The organism is Demequina maris (assembly GCF_000971155.1).
Classification (GTDB): Bacteria; Actinomycetota; Actinomycetes; order Actinomycetales; family Demequinaceae; genus Demequina; species Demequina maris.
Window position 1 is genome coordinate 1 of record NZ_BBLX01000014.1, and the last position, 17,589, is coordinate 17,589.

General features: G+C 72.9%; 17 protein-coding genes and 1 rRNA gene. 8 read left to right on the forward strand and 10 right to left on the reverse strand.

Translation table 11 applies throughout. The features are described 5' to 3' along the window. Positions 1–19 precede the first annotated feature (19 nt). Positions 20–136: ribosomal RNA gene (rrf, locus tag AOM02_RS12875) — 5S ribosomal RNA — on the forward strand. 65 nt (positions 137–201) lie between these two features. On the opposite strand, the gene AOM02_RS12880 is transcribed toward rrf, so the two are convergent. Beyond that, on the reverse strand, positions 202–1,227 hold the full coding sequence (locus AOM02_RS12880) for a LacI family DNA-binding transcriptional regulator (protein WP_062299908.1): 1,026 nt from the start codon (positions 1,225–1,227) through the stop codon (positions 202–204). Between the two features lie 18 nt (positions 1,228–1,245). Then, entirely contained in the window at positions 1,246–2,010 is a 765-nt protein-coding gene (locus AOM02_RS12885; protein ID WP_062299910.1) for an SDR family NAD(P)-dependent oxidoreductase, read from the reverse strand. Positions 2,011–2,091: 81 nt separating this feature from the next. Between AOM02_RS12885 and AOM02_RS12890 the strand changes: the two genes are divergently transcribed. The 4 genes from AOM02_RS12890 to AOM02_RS12905 are packed head-to-tail and all read left to right on the forward strand — an operon-like array spanning position 2,092 to position 4,150. After that, a complete protein-coding gene (locus AOM02_RS12890) occupies positions 2,092–2,580 on the forward strand; it encodes a beta-class carbonic anhydrase (RefSeq protein ID WP_062299912.1) in 489 nt (162 codons plus the stop codon). A 33-nt stretch (positions 2,581–2,613) separates the two neighbouring features. Further along, positions 2,614–2,871, forward strand: coding sequence for a DUF1232 domain-containing protein (locus tag AOM02_RS12895; protein ID WP_062299914.1), 258 nt, complete (start codon positions 2,614–2,616; stop codon positions 2,869–2,871). Between the two features lie 59 nt (positions 2,872–2,930). Then, positions 2,931–3,653, forward strand: a complete 723-nt coding sequence (locus AOM02_RS12900) for a flavodoxin family protein (RefSeq protein ID WP_062299915.1) — start codon at positions 2,931–2,933, stop codon at positions 3,651–3,653. After that, positions 3,650–4,150 (forward strand): GyrI-like domain-containing protein, encoded by a 501-nt coding sequence (locus tag AOM02_RS12905; protein WP_062299917.1) that lies wholly within the window; start codon positions 3,650–3,652, stop codon positions 4,148–4,150. Before AOM02_RS12900 ends, AOM02_RS12905 begins: the two co-directional genes overlap by 4 nt. Positions 4,151–4,156: 6 nt before the next feature. On the opposite strand, the gene AOM02_RS12910 is transcribed toward AOM02_RS12905, so the two are convergent. The 5 genes from AOM02_RS12910 to AOM02_RS12935 form a co-directional block, all read right to left on the reverse strand. Beyond that, on the reverse strand, positions 4,157–4,435 hold the full coding sequence (locus AOM02_RS12910) for a hypothetical protein (protein ID WP_062299919.1): 279 nt from the start codon (positions 4,433–4,435) through the stop codon (positions 4,157–4,159). Next, entirely contained in the window at positions 4,432–4,902 is a 471-nt protein-coding gene (locus AOM02_RS12915) for a hypothetical protein (protein WP_062299922.1), read from the reverse strand. Before AOM02_RS12915 ends, AOM02_RS12910 begins: the two co-directional genes overlap by 4 nt. A gap of 28 nt (positions 4,903–4,930) precedes the next feature. After that, positions 4,931–6,823: a BCCT family transporter gene (locus AOM02_RS12920; protein WP_082105096.1), complete on the reverse strand. Its 1,893-nt coding sequence runs from the start codon at positions 6,821–6,823 to the stop codon at positions 4,931–4,933. A 162-nt stretch (positions 6,824–6,985) separates the two neighbouring features. Next, a complete protein-coding gene (locus AOM02_RS12925; protein ID WP_062299924.1) occupies positions 6,986–9,361 on the reverse strand; it encodes a glycoside hydrolase family 3 C-terminal domain-containing protein in 2,376 nt (791 codons plus the stop codon). A 241-nt stretch (positions 9,362–9,602) separates the two neighbouring features. Beyond that, positions 9,603–11,123: an HNH endonuclease gene (locus AOM02_RS12935; RefSeq protein ID WP_062299928.1), complete on the reverse strand. Its 1,521-nt coding sequence runs from the start codon at positions 11,121–11,123 to the stop codon at positions 9,603–9,605. Between the two features lie 87 nt (positions 11,124–11,210). Here AOM02_RS12935 and AOM02_RS12940 point away from each other — a divergent pair, with 87 nt between their 5' ends. Both AOM02_RS12940 and AOM02_RS12945 read left to right on the forward strand, forming a co-directional pair. Continuing rightward, a complete protein-coding gene (locus tag AOM02_RS12940; RefSeq protein WP_062299930.1) occupies positions 11,211–11,984 on the forward strand; it encodes a siderophore-interacting protein in 774 nt (257 codons plus the stop codon). A 95-nt stretch (positions 11,985–12,079) separates the two neighbouring features. Beyond that, the gene (locus AOM02_RS12945) at positions 12,080–12,445 is read left to right on the forward strand and encodes a DoxX family protein (protein ID WP_062299932.1); all 366 of its coding nucleotides are present in this window, start codon (positions 12,080–12,082) and stop codon (positions 12,443–12,445) included. Positions 12,446–12,460: 15 nt separating this feature from the next. Here the strand turns inward: AOM02_RS12945 and AOM02_RS12950 are convergent, their stop codons facing one another. Beyond that, on the reverse strand, positions 12,461–13,309 hold the full coding sequence (locus AOM02_RS12950; RefSeq protein WP_062299933.1) for an aldo/keto reductase: 849 nt from the start codon (positions 13,307–13,309) through the stop codon (positions 12,461–12,463). Positions 13,310–13,366: 57 nt separating this feature from the next. Between AOM02_RS12950 and AOM02_RS12955 the strand changes: the two genes are divergently transcribed. Next, a complete protein-coding gene (locus tag AOM02_RS12955; RefSeq protein WP_062299935.1) occupies positions 13,367–13,933 on the forward strand; it encodes a dihydrofolate reductase family protein in 567 nt (188 codons plus the stop codon). Here the strand turns inward: AOM02_RS12955 and AOM02_RS12960 are convergent. Then, positions 13,921–14,910: a transglutaminase domain-containing protein gene (locus AOM02_RS12960; RefSeq protein ID WP_062299937.1), complete on the reverse strand. Its 990-nt coding sequence runs from the start codon at positions 14,908–14,910 to the stop codon at positions 13,921–13,923. The genes AOM02_RS12955 and AOM02_RS12960 overlap by 13 nt on opposite strands. Positions 14,911–14,979: 69 nt before the next feature. After that, entirely contained in the window at positions 14,980–17,583 is a 2,604-nt protein-coding gene (locus AOM02_RS12965; RefSeq protein WP_062299939.1) for an ATP-binding protein, read from the reverse strand. Between the last annotated feature and the right edge of the window lie 6 nt (positions 17,584–17,589).

Consider the following 17,589-nt stretch of genomic DNA (forward strand, 5'->3'; position numbering starts at 1 on the left):
CCTGAAAGTTCCATAAAGTTGCCGCAGCCATAGCGGGAGGGAAACGCCCGGTCCCATTCCGAACCCGGAAGCTAAGCCTCCCAGCGCCGATGGTACTGCACTCGCGAGGGTGTGGGAGAGTAGGACGCTGCGGCGCATTTCTTCACAAGAGGCCCCACCGCAAGGTGGGGCCTCTTGTCGTATACCAGGGCTTTCGCGTACTCAGCGGCGCGGTGGTGCGGTCGAGGATCGCAGCACGAGCTCGCACGGCACGAGCGCCGCCGGCTCGTCGGTGCTCCCCGCCCCCGCGACCGGCGTGACGCCCGAGATCCGTGCCCGCAGCTCGTCGACGAGCCGCCGGCCGAGCTCCTCGAAAGGCTGCCGGACCGTCGTCAGCGGCGGGCACAGGTAGCCCGCGAGCGGGATGTCGTCGAAGCCGACGACGGACAGGTCGTGAGGCACGGATCGTCCGGCCTCGGTGCAGGCGAGCATCAGTCCCGCCGCCATCTCGTCGTTCGCGCAGAACACGGCGGTGGCGTCGTCGCGCGCGGCGAGCTCCGCGCCGGCCGCGCGGCCCGACTCCGCCGTCCAGTCGCCCTGGAGGGGAGCGGGCGGGGTGATGCCCCGCTCCTCGAGCACCTCCCGCCACGCCTGCAGGCGGGCGCGGGCCGGGATCGAGTCCGCGGGGCCCGCCACGTGATGGACGGTGCGGTGTCCGAGGTCGAGCAGGTGCGTGACCGCGGCGCGCGCGCCGCCCGCGTGGTCCGCGCCGACCATGGGGAGTCGTCCGCCGAAGGTCGCGTCGGCCACCACCACCGGGAGGCCGGCGGGCAGCGCGAGCCTGCCCGCATCCTCGATCTCGGCCCGGATGATGATGAGCCCGTCGATCGCCTGGTGGGAGAGGCGCGAGGCGGCCTCGGCGACGTCCTCGTGCTCGGTCGAGTCGATGTCGAGGAGCGTGACGGTGTGGCCGAAGCCCCGCGCGGCCTGCACCACCGCCTCCACGATGCTCGACTCGCCCGTGCGGGCGAGCCGGTGCGCGATGACGCCGATCGTCTCGAAGCTGCCCGACCTCAGCGCGCGGGCGGCGGTGTTCGGCGTGTAGCCGACGGAGTCCATCGCCTCGAGCACGCGCTGCCGCGTGCCGGGGCTCACGTTGAGGGAGCCGTTGGCGACTCGCGACACGGTCTGGCCCGATACCCCGGCGAGCCGCGCGACGTCGGACATCGAGGCGCGCGAGGGGGTCATGCAGGCATCCTAGGCGCGTCAGTGCAGGTGTTCGCCGGTGATCTCCGCCAACCGGTCGACGAGCGCGGCCCGGAGCGCCGCATCGTGCGCCGCGGGCGGGGCGGCCTCGGCCCGGCGCTTGTGGACGTACTGCCCGCCGCGCCGCGCGACCGCCTCGTCGGAGGTGGCCATCCACACGGGGGTGTCGGCGCCGTCGGACAGCGGCAGCGTGGCGCGGGGCCCGCCCATGCGGGTGCGCACCCACCCAGGGTGGACGATGTTGGTCGGGCGGTCGGTGTGGCGTTCGGCGATCTCGAAGGCGAGCATCGTCAGCAGGAGCTTCGAGTCCGCGTAGACCTGATGCCCGTCCCACGGCTCCGGCACCTGGAGATTCACCAGCGGACGCCCGGACCGTGCGGCGTCGGAGCCGATGAAGACGATGCGCCGGGACAGGGGCAGCAGCGCGCTCAGCAGGTACGGCGCGACGACGTTGACCTGCAGCACCCGGTCGAGCCCGTCCTCCGTCAGCACCTGCCGGGACTCGCCGGGACCCATGGCCGCGTTGTGGATCACGACGTCGTAGGGCCCCCGTCCCCGCGCATCGTCCGCCAGCAGGCGCGTCGACGCGAGCGAGTCGAGCCGTCCCGTCACGGATCCGAAGGCGCCGGGCACGGCGGCCCGCGCCACCTCGGTGCGGGCGGCGTCGCGACCATGGACCACGACCTCGTACCCGAGGCCCGCGAGGCGGCGGGCGATCTCGGAGCCCAGGCCCTGGGCCGCTCCGGTGACGAGGGCGCGCGGCATGGCTTCATCGTTGCAACCGCACCGGCGCACGACAAGAGGCAGATTAGGCTGGGCCCGCAACCCGTCCCCGAAGGAGCACCCATGGGAATCGCCGACGAGCTCATCGCCAACAACGCCGAGTACGCGACCACGTACACGCCGGACCGGCCGCTGCCGCCGCGCCGTCAGCTCGCCGTGGTGGCCTGCATGGACTCCCGCCTCGACGTGTTCGCGATGCTCGGGCTCGAGGTCGGCGACGCGCACGTCATGCGGAACGCGGGCGGCGTCATCACCGACGACATGATCCGTTCGCTCGTCATCTCCCAGCGCAAGCTCGGCACGCGCGAGATCATCCTCGTGCACCACACCGACTGCGGCGCGCTCACCTTCACCGACGACGAGCTGCGCAACCAGCTCCTCGACGAGACCGGCCTCAAGCCCACCTGGAGCCCCGAGTCCTTCAAGGACCTCGACGCGGACCTCCGTCAGTCGATGGAGCGCCTGCGTCGCAGCCCGTTCCTGGTCGACACCTCGCAGGTGCGGGGCTTCGTCTTCGACGTCCACACGGGGCAGCTGCGCGAGGTCCTCTGAGGGCCCGCGCCCGGGAGGGCGCATACTGGGCGCATGTGGATCCGCTTCCTCAAGGCCGTCCGGACGGGCGAGCACCGGCTCGCGCCCATGACGTGGATCGCCGCCGCGGGCGCGGTCCTCTACACGCTGTGGCCGCTCGACCTCATCCCGGAGCTGGTCCTCGGGCCGCTCGGGTTGGTGGACGATGCGGGGCTGTGGGGCATCCTCATCGTCCTGGTGACGCGAGAGAAGCAGCGCTTCGAGGCCACGCTGCGCGCCGACGCGATCGACGTGGAGGGCGTGGTCCGCTGAGGCGCCCGACCCGGCGGCCCGCCCTGACAGGAGCCCGGCCCTGACGTAGCGTCGGAGGCATGAGCACCCCGGGCTTCTCGGACCTCACGGCCGTGGTCGTGAACTGCACCCTCAAGCCGTCCCCCACCCTCTCGCATACGCAGGGCCTGCTCGACGACGCGATCGCGATCATGCGGGCCCAGGGCGTGACGGTCGACGTGTTCCGCGCGGTCGACCACGTCATCGCGCCGGGCGTCTACCCGGACATGCGCGAGGACGTGCCGGGCGGCAGCCAGGACCGCGACGACTGGCCGGTGCTGGCCTCGCGCATCCTCGACGCCGACATCCTGCTGCTGGGCACCCCGATCTGGCTGGGCGACAAGTCCTCGGTCGCGACTCGGGTGATCGAGCGCCTGTACGGGCTGTCGGGCGACCTCAACGACCGCGGCCAGTACCTCTACTACGGGCGCACGGCGGGCGTGGTGGTGACCGGCAACGAGGACGGCGTCAAGCACGTCGCGATGAACGTCCTCTACTCGCTCCAGCACCTGGGCTACACGATCCCGCCGAACGCGGACGCCGGCTGGGTGGGCGAGGCCGGGCCGGGACCGTCCTATCTCGACGAGGACAGCGGCGGCCCGGAGAACGACTTCACGCAGCGCAACACGACGTTCATGGCGTGGAACCTCATGCACGTCGCGCGCTGGCTCAAGGACGGCGGAGGCTTCCCCGCGGGCGGCAACTCGCGCCGCGAGTGGGACGCGGGGGCCCGCTTCGACCACCCGAACCCGGAGTACCGATGATGAGCAGCGTCGAGCACCGCCCCGCGCGCGCCTACGTCGCGATGCCCATGGACGTCACCCTCGAGCAGCTCCCGCGCGTGGTGGGGGAGGAGTTCGAGCGGGTGGCCGCGCTGCTCGACTCCCGCGGGATCGCGCCCCGCGGCGCGGTGATCCGCTACATCGCGGCCCGCCCGGACGGGACCTTCTCAATCGAGGTCGGCCACCTCGTGGACCCCGCGGACCTCGAGGGCTCGCCGATCGCTCCCGACGAGCTGCCGGCGGGCGAGTACTCGGTCGCTCACCATGACGGTCCGTACAACCGGATCGGTGCGGTCACGCGGGCGCTCATGGACTCGTGGGCCCCGGAGGGGATCGCGCCGGCCTCCGCGCACACGACGACGGGCGAGGACTATGCGTGCTGGTACGAGCTCTACCTCGACCTGCCGCGCGAGGGCGAGCACGGCCCCGAGGGCCCGGTCGAGGTCGCGGTGCTCACGGCACCCGCGGACGCGGGCTAGGGGCGCTCAGGCGGCGAGGGCGAACGATGCGCGGGTCCGGCCCGCCATGTCGCCCTCCTCGTCGGCCTCCCGGTAGGCGACCATGCCGCCGGGGGCTGTGCATCGTCCATCGCCGTGGTCGGCCACCTGTGCACCCACCTCGAGCAGCGCCGCGGCAGCGGCGCCCACGCGCCAGGCCACGATCGCGTCGCCGTCCGACATCAGCGCCCAGCCCCGGCCGACGGACATGACCGTGCGGAGCAGCGGTCGCGTGCCATGGACGAGAGCGGGCGTGCGGGTGTTCATGACGGCGACTCTAAGCCCTTTCGCGCGGGACCGATGACCGCCTCGAGCGCCCTCACGAACGCGGCCGGATCGTCGAGGGACACTGCGTGGGCGGAGCCGTCCTCGAGCTCGACGAGCACGTTGGCCTCGCCCGCGTAGACGGTGCGCAGCGCCTCCTTCGGCAGGCCGTCGTTCGACGGCGCCGAGCGGACGGCGACGATGCGCGCGGCCGGGACCTCGACGGGCCGGCGCAGCCCGCGGCGGAGGGTAAGGGTGCCGCCCTCCAAAGTGATCGGGCGGCGCACGGCGGCGGCCCAATCGACCAGCACGTAGCCGATGAACGCCACCGACAGCACCGTGACGACGAGCGCGACGGCCGTGCTCCACCGCGACAGCAGCAGGTGCGCGACAGGGATCTCGATGATCGAGACCGCGGTCACGGCGAGGACGAGCTGCCGGGCCAGCCCGAGCGCGTAGGAGAACTGCATGCGCTCAGGCTAGGGCCGCCCGCGGGCCTCAGGCGCCCTTGTCCTCGTCGCCCGCCGGCGGTGCCTCGGGCGGGGCGTCCGCGGCGGCCGCCTCCTCGACGTCGCGGTGCGCGATCGCGATGCTGTCGGTGTCGAGCGACTCGTAGTGCGGCTCGGAGTCGGTCGGGGCATCCGCGACGCCCCCCGTGGGGGGCGCGTTCGTGGCGTCGACCGTCGTCGCCGCCATCGCGGCGCCCGCCGCCGACTGCTGCTGCGCCGTCGCATCGTCCCGCCGTCGTCGGCGCCACGACATGCGCAGGCGTGGCTGCGGCACCTCGGTCGTGGACGGCTCGAGGCCGTAGGTGTCGGCGATGTGCTCGACGAACTGCTGGCGGGTGGCGCGCAGGTACGCCCGATGCTCGCGTTCGAAGGCGCGGAACAGGGACACCACCATGCCGATCATGACGAAGCTGAAGGGCAGGGCGGTGATGATCGCCGCGGTCTGGAGGGCGGTGAGGCCGCCGGACAGCAGCAGCGCGATCGCGACGGCCGCCGTGGTGCACGCCCAGAAGACGCGCACCCAGCGGGCCGGGGTCTCCTGCCCGCCCGAGGTCAGCATGGACAGCACGAAGCTGCCCGAGTCCGAGGACGTGACGAAGAAGATGCCGACGAGCAGGATCGCGCCGAGGCTCGCGATGGACCCGCCGGGGAGGTTCCCGAGCATGTCGAAGAGGGCGCCCTCGTAGTCGATCGAGCCGTCCGCGCCGATCAGCCCGCCGCTGCCGAAGAGCTCCTGGTAGAGCGCCGTGCCGCCCATGACGGCGAACCACAGGAACGTGATCATCGCGGGCACGAGGAGCACGCCCCACACGAACTCGCGCACGGTGCGGCCCTTGGAGACGCGCGCGATGAAGATGCCGACGAAGGGCGCCCACGAGATCCACCAGCCCCAGTAGAAGGTGGTCCAGCTGGCCTGCCAGGCGGCGCCCTCGGCCCCGGCGTAGGCGGAGACGTTGAAGCTCAGGCCCACGAAGTTCTGGATGTAGTTGCCGATCGACTGCACGAACTCGCGCAGGAGGAACAGCGTCGGTCCCGTGAAGAGTACGTACAGCAGCAGGACGGCGGCGAGGGTCAGGTTGATGTTGGACAGCCACTTCATGCCGCGCGCGAGGCCGGTGAGCAGCGAGAAGAGCGTGATGATCGTGATGATGACGATCAGCACCACCTGGGTGGTGGTCGTGGGCTCCGCGATGCCGGCGGAGGAGAGGCCCGCCGAGATCTGGAGGACGCCGAGGCCGAGCGAGGTCGCGATGCCGAACAGGGTGCCGAGCACGGCGGTGATGTCGATGACGTTGCCCCACCGGCCCTCGACGTGCTTGCCGAGCAGCGGCTCGAGCGACCACCGGATCGACACGGGTCGGCCCTTGCGGTGGACCGCGTACGCGATCGCGAGGCCGACCACGATGTAGATCGACCAGGCGTGCAGGCCCCAGTGGAGGAAGGTCTGCGACATCGCCGACTGGGCGAGCTGGGTCTCGGTGCCGGTGACGCCGGGCCGGGGGTCGGCGAAGTGGGCGAGGGGCTCGGAGACGCCGTAGAAGACGAGGCCGATGCCCATGCCCGCCGCGAACAGGAGGGCGTACCAGGAGAACTTGGAGAAGGCCGGCTCCTCGCCGTCCTTGCCGAGGGTGATGTCGCCGTAGCGGCTGAAGCCGATGTAGAGCGTCACCACGACGAAGAAGGCCGCGATGAGGACGTAGTACCAGCCGAACGCGTTGATGATGTCGCGCTGGATGGTGTCGAAGAGGCTCTCGGCGGCGCCGGGCGCGATGATCGCGAAGCCCGCGAAGCCGAGGATGAGGATGGCCGAGGGCCAGAACACCCAGCGGGCCAGGTCTCCGCGAGTCATCGGCTCGCGAGGCTTGGTGCTCGTGGTCGTCATGACGCCTCCCCTGGTATCCCGCCCCCGGCTGTCGCCCGGGGCGCCTCGCCCCCCATCTTCCACCCTGGGGGGCGAGGCCGCGCGGGCGCGCCGAAGCCGCGGGTCCGGGGTCCTACCGAGGAGCCGTGCCCTCGGCAGGGGCCCGGCGAGCCGTCGCGGGTGTCAGCCGCGCGCCCGCCAGGCCTTCGCGGAGGTGACGTTGAGCAGCTTGATGAGCCGGTCGAGGCTCGCGAGCGTGAGCTTGCTCTGGCTCTCCATCGCGATCTGGCGCAGGGGCGCGGTGCGCACGTTCGCGTCGAACATGCGCTTCGTGGTGGCGTCGGCGTGCTCCCAGTCGAACTGCTTGCCGGCCTCCTGCGTCATGATCGCCGCGATCGCGCGACCGGTGGCGGTCTCGTGGAGGTCCTCGGTGGTCGAGTCGCGGTGGTACGGCAGCACGGACGGCACCTCGGGGATGTCGGCGCCGAGCATCGTCCGGAACTCGTCGTCGGTCGCCACGAAGGCCGAGGGACCGTGCGACGGGAACACCGCCTCGCCCTCGGCGACCGTGACGGTGCGGCGGGCACGGATGTCGGTGGACGATGCGCCGACCAGGATCTCGAAGGCGCCCGGCTCCACGCGCCACTCCTGGGCGCGGATGTCCCACACCGCGAAGGCGCGGCGGTCGAGCCGGACGGTCACCTTCTGGGAGGTGCCGGGCTCGAGGTGGACCTTCGCGAAGCCCTTGAGCTCCTTCTCGGGGCGGTACGCGATCGACTCGGGGTCGCGCACGTAGACCTGCACGACCTCGGAGCCGGCGCGGGGGCCCGCGTTCGTCACGGTGACGGTGACCGAGTAGCCCTCCTTCGTCTTGCGGACCGTGAGCCCGCTCTGCTCGAAGGCGGTGTACGTGAGGCCGTGGCCGAAGGGGAAGCGCGCGGGCACGCCCGCGGAGTCGTGGAAGCGGTAGCCCACGTAGAGGCCCTCGCGGTACTGGACCTGCTTGGGGTGGCGCGCGAAGTCGCGGTCCGCGGGCACGTCGGAGGCGGAGACCGGGAAGGACTCCGCGAGGCGGCCGCCCGGGGCGACGTCGCCGAGGATCACGTCGGCGAGCGCGGCGCCGCCGGCCTGGCCGCCGAGGTACGCCTCGACGATCGCGGCGGGGCCGTCGGCCCAGGGCATCTCGATGGGGGCGCCGTTGAGCAGCGCGACGACGGTGCGGTCGTTCGCCTCGGCGGCGGCGGCGATGGTCGCGATGTGGCCGTCGGGGAGGCGGAGGTGGTCGCGGTCGAAGCCCTCGGACTCGTAGGAGTCGGGGAGGCCGGCGAGCACGATGACGACGTCGGCCTTGCGGGCGGCCTCGCGGACCTCGGTGAGGAGGGCCTCCTCGGTCTCGCCGGTGGCGACGTCGTAGCCCTGCGCGTAGTGGACGGTGGCGGCGTCGCCGACCGCGGCGCGGAGCGCGTCGATGAAGGTGTCCACCTGCGTGGGGGTCACGAGCGAGGAGCCGGCGCCCTGGTAGCGCGGCTTCTTCGCGAAGGAGCCGACCACGGCGATGCTGCCGGTCCGCTCGAGCGGGAGGATTCCGTCGTTGGTGAGGAGCACGGTGCCGGCGGCGGCGGCGCGGCGGGCGAGCTCGTGGTGGGCGGCGGGGTCCACCTGCGAGGAGCCGGTGTCGTTCTGGGCGCGCAGCGCGAGGTCGATGACCCGGGTCGCGGCGAGGTCGAGCTCGGCGGTCGTGAGCAGGCCGGAGGCGTGGGCGGCCTTGACCTCGGCGTCCCACGCGCCGGAGCTGCCGGGCATCTCGAGGTCGAGGCCGGCGCAGATGGCGAGGGCACGGTCGGAGACGGCGAACCAGTCCGACATCACGAGGCCGTCGAAGCCCCACTCGTCGCGGAGGATGTCGGTGAGGAGGTCGCGGCTGATGTCCGCGTGCTCGCCGTTGACCTTGTTGTACGAGCACATCACGGTCCAGGGCTGCGACTCCTTGACCGCGATCTCGAAGCCGGTGAGGTACAGCTCGCGCAGGGTGCGGTTGTCGACCACGGTGTCGACCGACATCCGGAAGAACTCCTGGTTGTTGGCCGCGTAGTGCTTGAGGCAGGCGCCGACGCCCTGCGACTGGATGCCGCGGACCATCGCGGCCGCCATCTTGCCCGAGAGGAACGGGTCCTCCGAGAAGTACTCGAAGTTACGGCCGCCCGCGGGGTGGCGCTTGATGTTGAGGCCGGGGCCGAGCAGGACGCTGACGTCGTTGGCGCGGCTCTCGCGGCCGAGCGCGGCGCCGACCTCCTCGACGAGGTCGGGGTCCCACGTGGAGCCGAGGGTCACGGCCGTCGGGAAGCAGGTGGCGGGGACGGCGTCGTTGATGCCGATGTGGTCGTCGGCGGAGACCTGCTTGCGCACGCCGTGGGGGCCGTCCGTCACGAGGATCGACGGGACTCCATGCTCGTCGACGGGCTCGGTGGTCCAGGCGTCCTTGCCGGAGACCAGGCGGATCTTGTCGTCGGTGGACAGGGTCGAGACGATCTTCTCGGCCCTCGCGTACGTGTCGCGCATGGGGTTCCTTCGTGGGGAGGGGGGACGGCTTCGTCGGTACCCCCCATCCTATCGACGCACGGTGTCACGTACCGGGACCCTTGGGACGGTGTCGGGCCTGGTCCGGCGGCGCGTCGGGGGTGCCGCGTGGGACCCCCGCGGGGGCCCGCTCCTGGCGGCGCGCGACGGTGCGAACCACGACGCCGCCATCGGCGTCGACGAAGGCGTGTTCGACCGCGTCGAGGGCCGCCACTCCTCGGGCTCAGGCGGCGTCGCGTCTGCGGCCCGGCGGTGAGCCGGATGCGGCCATGCTCGTGGCTGGCGGTGCATGGAATCTGGCGCGCCCGCCCTGTCGGGGTCGGCGCTCGCGGTCGACGTGCGCGGGCGGGATGAACCAGATCTCGGTGGCGGTGGCGCGGATGTCCCAGCCCTCGTCGTGGATGACGTGGTGGCAGTGGCTGCAGAGGAGTACGCCGTTCTCGATGCCGGTGGTTCCGCCGTGGCTCCACCATCGGATGTGGTGGACCTCGGCCCATGCGGGCGGGGCGCCGCAGAAGGCGCAGCCGCCGTCCCTCTCGCCGATCGCGAGCCGTTGCGCGCGCGTGAAGAGGCGGCGCTTGCGGCCGAGGTCGAGCAGCTCGCCTTGGCCGCCGAGGACGGCGGGGATCACGAACGCGTTCGCGGCCATGCGTCGCATCGTGGTGATGTCGATGGGCTGGGTGCAGCCATCGACCTCGCCCAGGCCGAGCCCGCTGCGCAGGTCCTTGTCCTGCACCCGCATGACGACGGTGACGTTGGCGAGCGGCAGGTCGGTGGCCTCGCATGACATTCCGTGGCGGCACAGTGCGGCGAGGGCGTCGGCGCGCATCTGGTCGGTGGTGCGCTGGTCCGTGCCGGGGTTGTCGCGGCTGGCGCGCATCGCGTCCCCGACAAGCGCGTCCAGCGCGGCCCGGACGGGAGCGGCGGTCTCGGGGTCGAGCTCGCCGTTGATGACGAGCATCCCGGCGCGGTTCTCGAAGATCCGCAGCCCGCGCTGGGCACGCATCCGCGCCAGGTTCCGCTCGTGCTGCTCGACATCGAGCGCCGCCTTGAAGCGTGCCACGACCCGTGCGAAGCGGGTCGCGTCGAGCCCCTTCGAACGCTCCACGAGGGTGGAAGCGGCTTCCTGCTTGCGCTCGTCCGGCACCTCCGGGGACAGCGAGTCGAGCATGGTGATGATCTGGGCTCCGCAGTCGGCGGAGATCTCACCCCGGTCGAGGGCCGCGGCGACCGCGGGGTAGCGCGGCTGAGGCGTGGGCGTGGGCTTGGGCTTGGGCTTCGGCGGCGGCGGGTTGTCCTCAGGGTCGTCGTCCGGGTCGTCCTCGGGATCATCCGGCGTGTCCTCCGGCTCGTCCGGCCCGGGCCCGCCGCCCTCCATCTCCTCCAGCGCCCGCCCGACCTCGATCAGCCGGAGCGCCTCCGCGCGCGACACCCCCAGCGTCGCCGCGACCAGGTCCGCCGCGCTGCGGTGCCCATGGCGACGCGCCAGCCCGCCTCCAGGGGTGTCCGACCCGATCTCGACGTCACGAGCCACCCGCGCCAGCACGAGGTCGACGTCCCGTGCGAGCAGCGCGGTCGCGCCGAGCCGCTCGACCGGATCCCCCGTCGCCCCGGTCGCCACCGACGCCGCCAGCCCGCGCATCGTCCCCACGGCCGCGCGTGCCGATCCGCACGCCCGCGCGAACGCCCCGACGGTGGGCGCGCCACCGCCGGGATCCGCGTCGAACAGGCTCGGGATGTCCATGGATCCATCACATCACCGAGGTCTGACAATCCCGACAAACCGGACGCGAGGTGTGGAGAACTCCCGCGGACGCGCGAGGATGAGCGCATGGCAAGTCCCCGCCCCGGCCGTCCCGTCCGCACCCTCGAGGTCCTCCGCACGGAGCGCCTCGCGCCGAGCATGGTCCGCGTGACCCTGACCGGCGACGACCTCGACGCGCTCCCGGACCTCACGTTCACGGACCACTACGTGAAGCTCCGGTTCGGCGACGTCACCCGCACCTACACGATCCGCTCCCTCGACCGGGAGGCGCGCGAGCTCGCGATCGACTTCGTGATCCACGGCGACGAGGGCCTCGCCGGCCCCTGGGCCGCGTCCGCGCGCCCCGGCGACACGCTCAGCCTCGTGGGCCCCGGCGGTGCGTGGGTGCCGAGCGCCACCGCCGACCTCCACCTCCTCGTGGGCGACGAGGCCGCCCTCCCTGCGGTCGCCGCCGCCCTCGAGCACCTGAAGCGCACCAGGGACGATGCGCGGGTCGAGGTCTTCCTCGAGGTCGCCTCGGCCGACGAGCACCAGCCCCTCCCGGCCACCGCGCACACGACCGTCCACTGGATCCACCGCGGGACGGACGACGGCTACGGCGAGGCCCTCACGCGCGCCGTCATCGACGCCCGCCTCCCCGACGGCACCATCGAGGCCTTCGTCCACGGCAACGCCGACATGGTGAAGCCGCTGCGCCGCCACCTCTTCCACACCCTCGCGATCCCGCGCGAGCGCGTCTCGATCTCCGGCTACTGGCGCTCCGGCATGAACGAGGACGGCTGGCAGTCCAGCAAGCGCGACTTCAACGCGCGCATGGAGGCCGAGCAGGACGCCGCCTGAGCGCATCGTCCCGTTCCCAGGGACGATGCGCCGGTCCCGGCGGTGGCGCGCCGCACCCGGGCGTGGTTGCCTGGGGGTGTCGGGAGGGGGACGTCATGCTCACCGCGCTCATGATCCTCAACGGGATGCTCGCCGTGTTCTTCCTCGTCGCGGGCGGGATGAAGCTCCTGCGCACCAAGGAGCAGCTGCGCGCGTCCGGCCAGCGCTGGACCGACGACTTCCGCCCGGGGACCATCAGGGCCATCGCGACGGCCGAGGTGCTCGGGGCGATCGGGCTCATCGTGCCGCTCGCGACGGGGATCGCACCCGTCCTCGCGCCGATCGCCGCCGCCGGTCTCGCGATCGACATGGGCGCCGCGACGGTGGTGCACTCGCAGCGCAACGAGAGCATGCTGCCCACGCTCGTGCTCGCGGTCGTCGCCTCGGTCTCCGCGGTGCTGGGCTTCATGCACGTGCTGTGACGCGCATCGTCCCCGCTACATCTCCTCGTGGGTCTCGGGGTCGCCGTCGAACAGGCGCCCGTCGGGGCGGCCGAGCGCGGTGATCGCCTCGACCTCGTCGGAGGTCAGCGAGAACGACGACACCTCGAGGTTCTCGACCTGACGCGACGGCGTCGCCGACTTCGGCAGCGGCAGCGAGCCGCGCTCGAGGTGCCAGCGCAGGATCACCTGCGCCGGGGTGACCCCCAGGCGCTCCGCCGCCGCGACGACCACGGGCTCGCCGTAGGGCGCCTGCCGCTTGCCGAGCGGGCTCCACGCCTGCGTGACGATGCCCAGCTCCTGGTGCCTCGCGAGCAGGTCCACCTGCGGGAAGTAGGGGTGCAGCTCGACCTGGTTGATCGCGGGGGTCACGCCGGTGTCCGCGATGATCTCGTCGAGCAGCCGCTCGTTGAAGTTCGAGACGCCGATGGTGCGCACCACGCCGCGCTCGCGCAGCTCGACGAGCGCGCGCCACGCCTCCTTGTAGAGGCCGGTGATCGGGTTGGGCCAGTGGATGAGCAGCACGTCGAGGCGGTCGACGCCCATCCGGGCGCGCGACTCCTCGCCCGAGGCGATGGCCCGCTCATACGCGTGGTGCCGGCCCGGCAGCTTCGACTGCACGGTGATGTCGTGACGCGGCACGCCCGACTCGCGCAGGTAGTCGCGCAACGCACGCCCGACGACGCCCTCGTTCTCGTAGTTCGTCGCCGAGTCGAGCAGCCGGTAGCCGTGCTCGAGCGCGGACAGGACGGCGCGCCCGCCCTCGTCGCCCACCAGCGGGTACGTGCCGAAGCCGAGCGCGGGGATCGTGTGGCCGTCGTTGAGCGTCAGGGTGGGGTGGGTCATGAGCCCACCCTAGGACGATGCGCCGGGTTACCGTGGCCGGGGAAGGGGGCCTCCGCCATGGCCAAGCTGATCTACGCGATCAACTGCTCGCTCGACGGCTACTACGTCGACGCCGACGACAGCATCGACTTCACCGAGCCCGTGGACGAGCTGCACGACTGGTTCGCGGAGCTCGAGTCGACGATCGGCACGCACCTGTACGGGCGCAGGATGCACGAGACGATGGCGGTCTGGGAGGAGTTCGCGGTCGATCCCGAGATCACCCCCCTGTACAAGCGGTTCGCGGACGCATGGGTGGACTCGGACACCATCGTCTACTCGCGCACGCTCGAGGATCCGGGGGTGCCGCGGGCCCGCGTGGTCCGCGAGTTCGATCCGGCGGAGGTCGCCGCGTTGAAGGCGAGCGCCGACAGCGACCTCGACATCGGAGGCCCCGAGCTCGCCGGCCAGGCGCTCGCGGCGGGTCTCGTGGACGAGGTGATCCTTGCCGTCGCGCCCGTGATCATCGGTGGCGGGCGCCGCGCCCTGCCTGAACGCGTGCGCCTGGAGTTGGAGCTGCTCGAGCAGCGGACGTACGCGAACGGGACGGTGCTCGTGCGGTACCGGGTGCGTCAGCCCGAGTAGTCCGCGATCCGCGCGTCGACCATCCAGGCCTTGTCCGCCGTGCGGCTGTCCAGCAGCGGGTCGTCCTGAGCCAGCAGCACGTAGTCGTGCGGGACGGGCTCGACGTCGAGGTCGTCCCACGTCACATCGACCACGCGCCAGGTGCCCTTGATCCGCACCATGTTCCACGCGTGCCGGATCTTCTTGCCGTCCTCGGCGACGTAGCCGGTCACGACGACGGTATCCAGCCCGGCGGCCCGCGCGATGGCGTTGAACGCATCCGCGTACCCGCCGCACACCGCGGTCCCGGTGACGAGGATCCCGTAGGCCTCCTGGGACTCGGGCGCATCCTCGCCGGCCTCGATCCGTGCCGCCGCGTCCCAGTCGTACGTGGCCGCACGCGCCACGTAGTCGTGGATGGCCCGGACCTTCTCGGCCTTCGACATCCCCTCGAGCTCGAGCGACTCGAGGGCGGCCGTCACCGCGCGAAGCGTCTCCTCGCGCCGCTCGACACGCGTGCTGAGGTCGTACTGGTAGCCGGGCGTCATCTGCGTCGCCTGACCGCTCGGACCCACGTAGACCTGCGCGCTGTCGATCAGGGCGTAGGGGTTCTGGATCACGATCTCGCGGATCGCGTCGTTCACGACCTTCCGGCCGGTCGTGCCCATCGTCCACCAGCCGATGTCGAAGTAGGCGCGCTCCGCGACGACCGCCGACTCGATGAAGCGGACCATCTCGGTCGAGCCGTACAGCGGGTAGTCCACGGCGTACGGCGCGGGCGTCCACGCGGGAGCGGGCTCGGCGGTCGGGCTCGGCTCGGCCGCCGCGGTGGGCGTGGACGATGCGGTGGCGGACGGCTCGGCGCCGCTCGGGTCCTGCGCGGCGACCGCATCGTCCCCCAGCGGCGAGACGCCGAGGTAGACGGCCGCGGCGGCGACGGTGGCGAGCAGCGGCACGGCCAGCGCGGCGGCGCGCCGCGCGGTCCTCCTGGACGGCATGGTCCCCCCGGAACTTCGTTGGCTTGCCCCGAGACTAGCGGCGATTGCCAGGCACGATGTGCGCGGCGCCTACGCGTCCTCGAGCAGGCCCTCCCGGAGCGCCGCCGCGACCGCACGCCCGCGCGTGGGCTCGCCGAGCTTGCGCAGCACCGCGGAGACGTGGTGCTCGACGGTGCGCGGCGAGACCACGAGGGTCGCGGCGATCTCCGGGTTCGACAGCCCGCGCGCCAGCAGCGTCAGCACGTCGAGCTCGCGCGCGGTGAGCTGGCCCGGGTTGGCGCGTGCCGAGGCGCGCGGGCGGCGTGGCGCCGGGAGCCCGCGCTCGCGCCGTGTGCGCAGCACGGCCGCCGCGGCGGCCGTCGCGCCGAGCCCGTCGAGGCCGCGGATCCGGGAATCGGCGTGCGATGCGTCCGGGTCGAGCATCGCGGCATACGCGGTCCACACCGGGCTCCCGATCTCCTCCCACGCCGCGGCCGCCGCCTCCCAGCCGCCGGCGAGCATGCGCGCGAACGGATCTGCGGCCTCGAGCCCCTCGGACGGCGCGATGCCGGCGAGGCTCCGCCACCACGCGAGCTCCCCGATCGCCCACGGGTCGCGGTGCTCGACCGCGAGTCCCCACGCGGCCTCGGTCAGACCGGGGATCTCGCCGGCGCGGTCGTGGATCCAGGCGTCCTCCGCGGCCGCGCACGCCGCGGGGCCGATGCGCTGCAGCTCTCCCGTGCCCGAGGCCAGCGAGGTCGCGAGCGAGACGTGGTCCGCCGCATCGTCTCCCCGTCGCGCGGCGACCCGTCCGGCGGCCGATGCCGCCGGGATCGCGGACACGGGGGAGATGCCCGGGTAGTCGAGCAGCGTGGTCGCGAGGGCGAGCGCCTCGTCGAAGCGGCCCACCTCGCCGAGCACGACGCAGTGCCAGGCCTGCATGTACCGCGTCCACGAGTCGAGGTCGTGGTCCTCGCAGTAGGCGATGCCGGCCTCGAGGCTGCGCAGCCCGGGCGCGTAGCGGCGCTGGTCGACCGCCACCGAGCCCAGGTTCGTGTACGCGCGGGCGACGTGCTCCTCGAGGCCGCCCGCGAGGGCGAGGTCGAGGCTCTGCTCGAGCCGCGCGGTGCCCTGCGTGACGCGTCCCGCGAGGACCGCCGCCACGCCCATGTTGTTGAGCGCGTGCGCCTGGATCTCGACCTCGCCGAGGCGGACGGCGAGCTCCAGCGCCCGCGCGCCCCATGCCTCGGCCTCCGCGCTGTCCCAGGCGAGCATCCTGAGCTGCGCGAGGTTGCTGAAGGCCATCGCCAGCGCCGGGCTCGGCCCGAGCGGCTCGAGGGTCGCGATCGCGCGCGTCGCGTAGCGCTCGGCGTCGGAGCCGCGCCCGAGGAACCACGACAGGCGCGACAGCCACCTCTCGTCCTCGCCCACGGCGGCCCGGTCGTCGTGCAGCTCGTGCAGCTCGAGCGCGTGCTGGCGCGCCGTGATCGCCTCCGGCAGCTGGTCGGTGAGGTAGCACTCGTACGACAGGGCGACGAAGACGCCGGCGCGCTCGGGCCCGGCGACGCCGTGCCGCAGCGCGGCGCGGAACTGGCTCGCGGCCTCACGATGCGCGCCGAGCCGGGCGGCCTGGCGCGCCGCGGCGGTCGCGTGCAGCGCCGCCGTCGCGGACTCGCCGCACCCCGCGGCGTGGTGCGCGATGCGGCGGTGGTCCTCGGGGGTGCGCTCGCTCACCTCGTGCAGGGCGCGGCGGTGAAGCTGACGCGCGCGGAGCGCCGACAGCCCCGCCTCCACGGCCTGGCGGGCGAGCACGTGCCGGAAGCCGATCCCCTCGGGCCGTTCCACGAGCACCCCGTCGTCGAGGCACAGGTCCACCGCGTCGAGGTCGCGGCCCGCGACGGCAGCGATGAGCGCGGCGTCGGCCGCGGTGCCGAGGGTCGCGGCGGCGGCGGCCGCATCCCTGGCGGCGGGCGGCAGCCGGGAGAAGCGCGCGAGGACGGCGTCGCTCACGCTCGCGGGGAGCGACGCCGGGCGGCCGGGGTCGGTGGGAGACGTCGTCGCCTCGGCGGCGAGCAGCTCGCTGACGAAGAACGCGTTCCCGCCGGTCCGGGCATGGAGCGTCGCGGGATCGACCGCCGCCCCCGCCGCGGCGACGAGCTCGCCGACGCCGTCCACCGTGAGCGGCGGGACCGCCACCCGGTCGATGCGCGGCGCGGTCGCCAGGTCCCCGAGCACCGCGGTGAGAGGGTGGCGCGCGGTGACCTCGTCGTCCCGGTACGTGCCCACGATCAGCACGGGGACGCCGTCGAGCCGCCGGGCGAGGAAGCGCAGCGCGTCGAGCGTCGCCTCGTCCGCCCAGTGCAGGTCCTCGAGGATGACGAGGCTCGGCTCGGCCTGCAGGGCCGCGCGGAGGGCGCGGAAGAGCGCGATGCGGTCGCCCGGCTCGGCGAGCATGCCGCGGATCTCGGGCACCGCGTCGTGGAACGCGGCGAGCGCGTCCGCGGTGGTGACGTTGTCGACGCTGCCGGCGCGGATCCTGCATCGTCCGGCCGCCCCCTCAGCCAGCGCCCGCACGAGCGAGGTCTTGCCCACCCCGGCCTCCCCGCCGATGAACACCAGCCCGCCGTCTCCGGCGAGCGCAGCGTCCATCGAGGCGGAGAGGCCTCGCAGCAGGTCGTCGCGCTCGACAAGCATGCTGCT

Bases quoted from the DNA above. Each gene is read 5' to 3' on its own strand.
- AOM02_RS12880 (WP_062299908.1), bottom strand. From the start codon at position 1,227: ATGACCCCCTCGCGCGCCTCGATGTCCGACGTCGCGCGGCTCGCCGGG.
- AOM02_RS12885 (WP_062299910.1), bottom strand. From the start codon at position 2,010: ATGCCGCGCGCCCTCGTCACCGGAGCGGCCCAGGGCCTGGGCTCCGAG.
- AOM02_RS12890 (WP_062299912.1), top strand. From the start codon at position 2,092: ATGGGAATCGCCGACGAGCTCATCGCCAACAACGCCGAGTACGCGACC.
- AOM02_RS12895 (WP_062299914.1), top strand. From the start codon at position 2,614: ATGTGGATCCGCTTCCTCAAGGCCGTCCGGACGGGCGAGCACCGGCTC.
- AOM02_RS12900 (WP_062299915.1), top strand. From the start codon at position 2,931: ATGAGCACCCCGGGCTTCTCGGACCTCACGGCCGTGGTCGTGAACTGC.
- AOM02_RS12905 (WP_062299917.1), top strand. From the start codon at position 3,650: ATGATGAGCAGCGTCGAGCACCGCCCCGCGCGCGCCTACGTCGCGATG.
- AOM02_RS12910 (WP_062299919.1), bottom strand. From the start codon at position 4,435: ATGAACACCCGCACGCCCGCTCTCGTCCATGGCACGCGACCGCTGCTC.
- AOM02_RS12915 (WP_062299922.1), bottom strand. From the start codon at position 4,902: ATGCAGTTCTCCTACGCGCTCGGGCTGGCCCGGCAGCTCGTCCTCGCC.
- AOM02_RS12920 (WP_082105096.1), bottom strand. From the start codon at position 6,823: ATGACGACCACGAGCACCAAGCCTCGCGAGCCGATGACTCGCGGAGAC.
- AOM02_RS12925 (WP_062299924.1), bottom strand. From the start codon at position 9,361: ATGCGCGACACGTACGCGAGGGCCGAGAAGATCGTCTCGACCCTGTCC.
- AOM02_RS12935 (WP_062299928.1), bottom strand. From the start codon at position 11,123: ATGGACATCCCGAGCCTGTTCGACGCGGATCCCGGCGGTGGCGCGCCC.
- AOM02_RS12940 (WP_062299930.1), top strand. From the start codon at position 11,211: ATGGCAAGTCCCCGCCCCGGCCGTCCCGTCCGCACCCTCGAGGTCCTC.
- AOM02_RS12945 (WP_062299932.1), top strand. From the start codon at position 12,080: ATGCTCACCGCGCTCATGATCCTCAACGGGATGCTCGCCGTGTTCTTC.
- AOM02_RS12950 (WP_062299933.1), bottom strand. From the start codon at position 13,309: ATGACCCACCCCACCCTGACGCTCAACGACGGCCACACGATCCCCGCG.
- AOM02_RS12955 (WP_062299935.1), top strand. From the start codon at position 13,367: ATGGCCAAGCTGATCTACGCGATCAACTGCTCGCTCGACGGCTACTAC.
- AOM02_RS12960 (WP_062299937.1), bottom strand. From the start codon at position 14,910: ATGCCGTCCAGGAGGACCGCGCGGCGCGCCGCCGCGCTGGCCGTGCCG.
- AOM02_RS12965 (WP_062299939.1), bottom strand. From the start codon at position 17,583: ATGCTTGTCGAGCGCGACGACCTGCTGCGAGGCCTCTCCGCCTCGATG.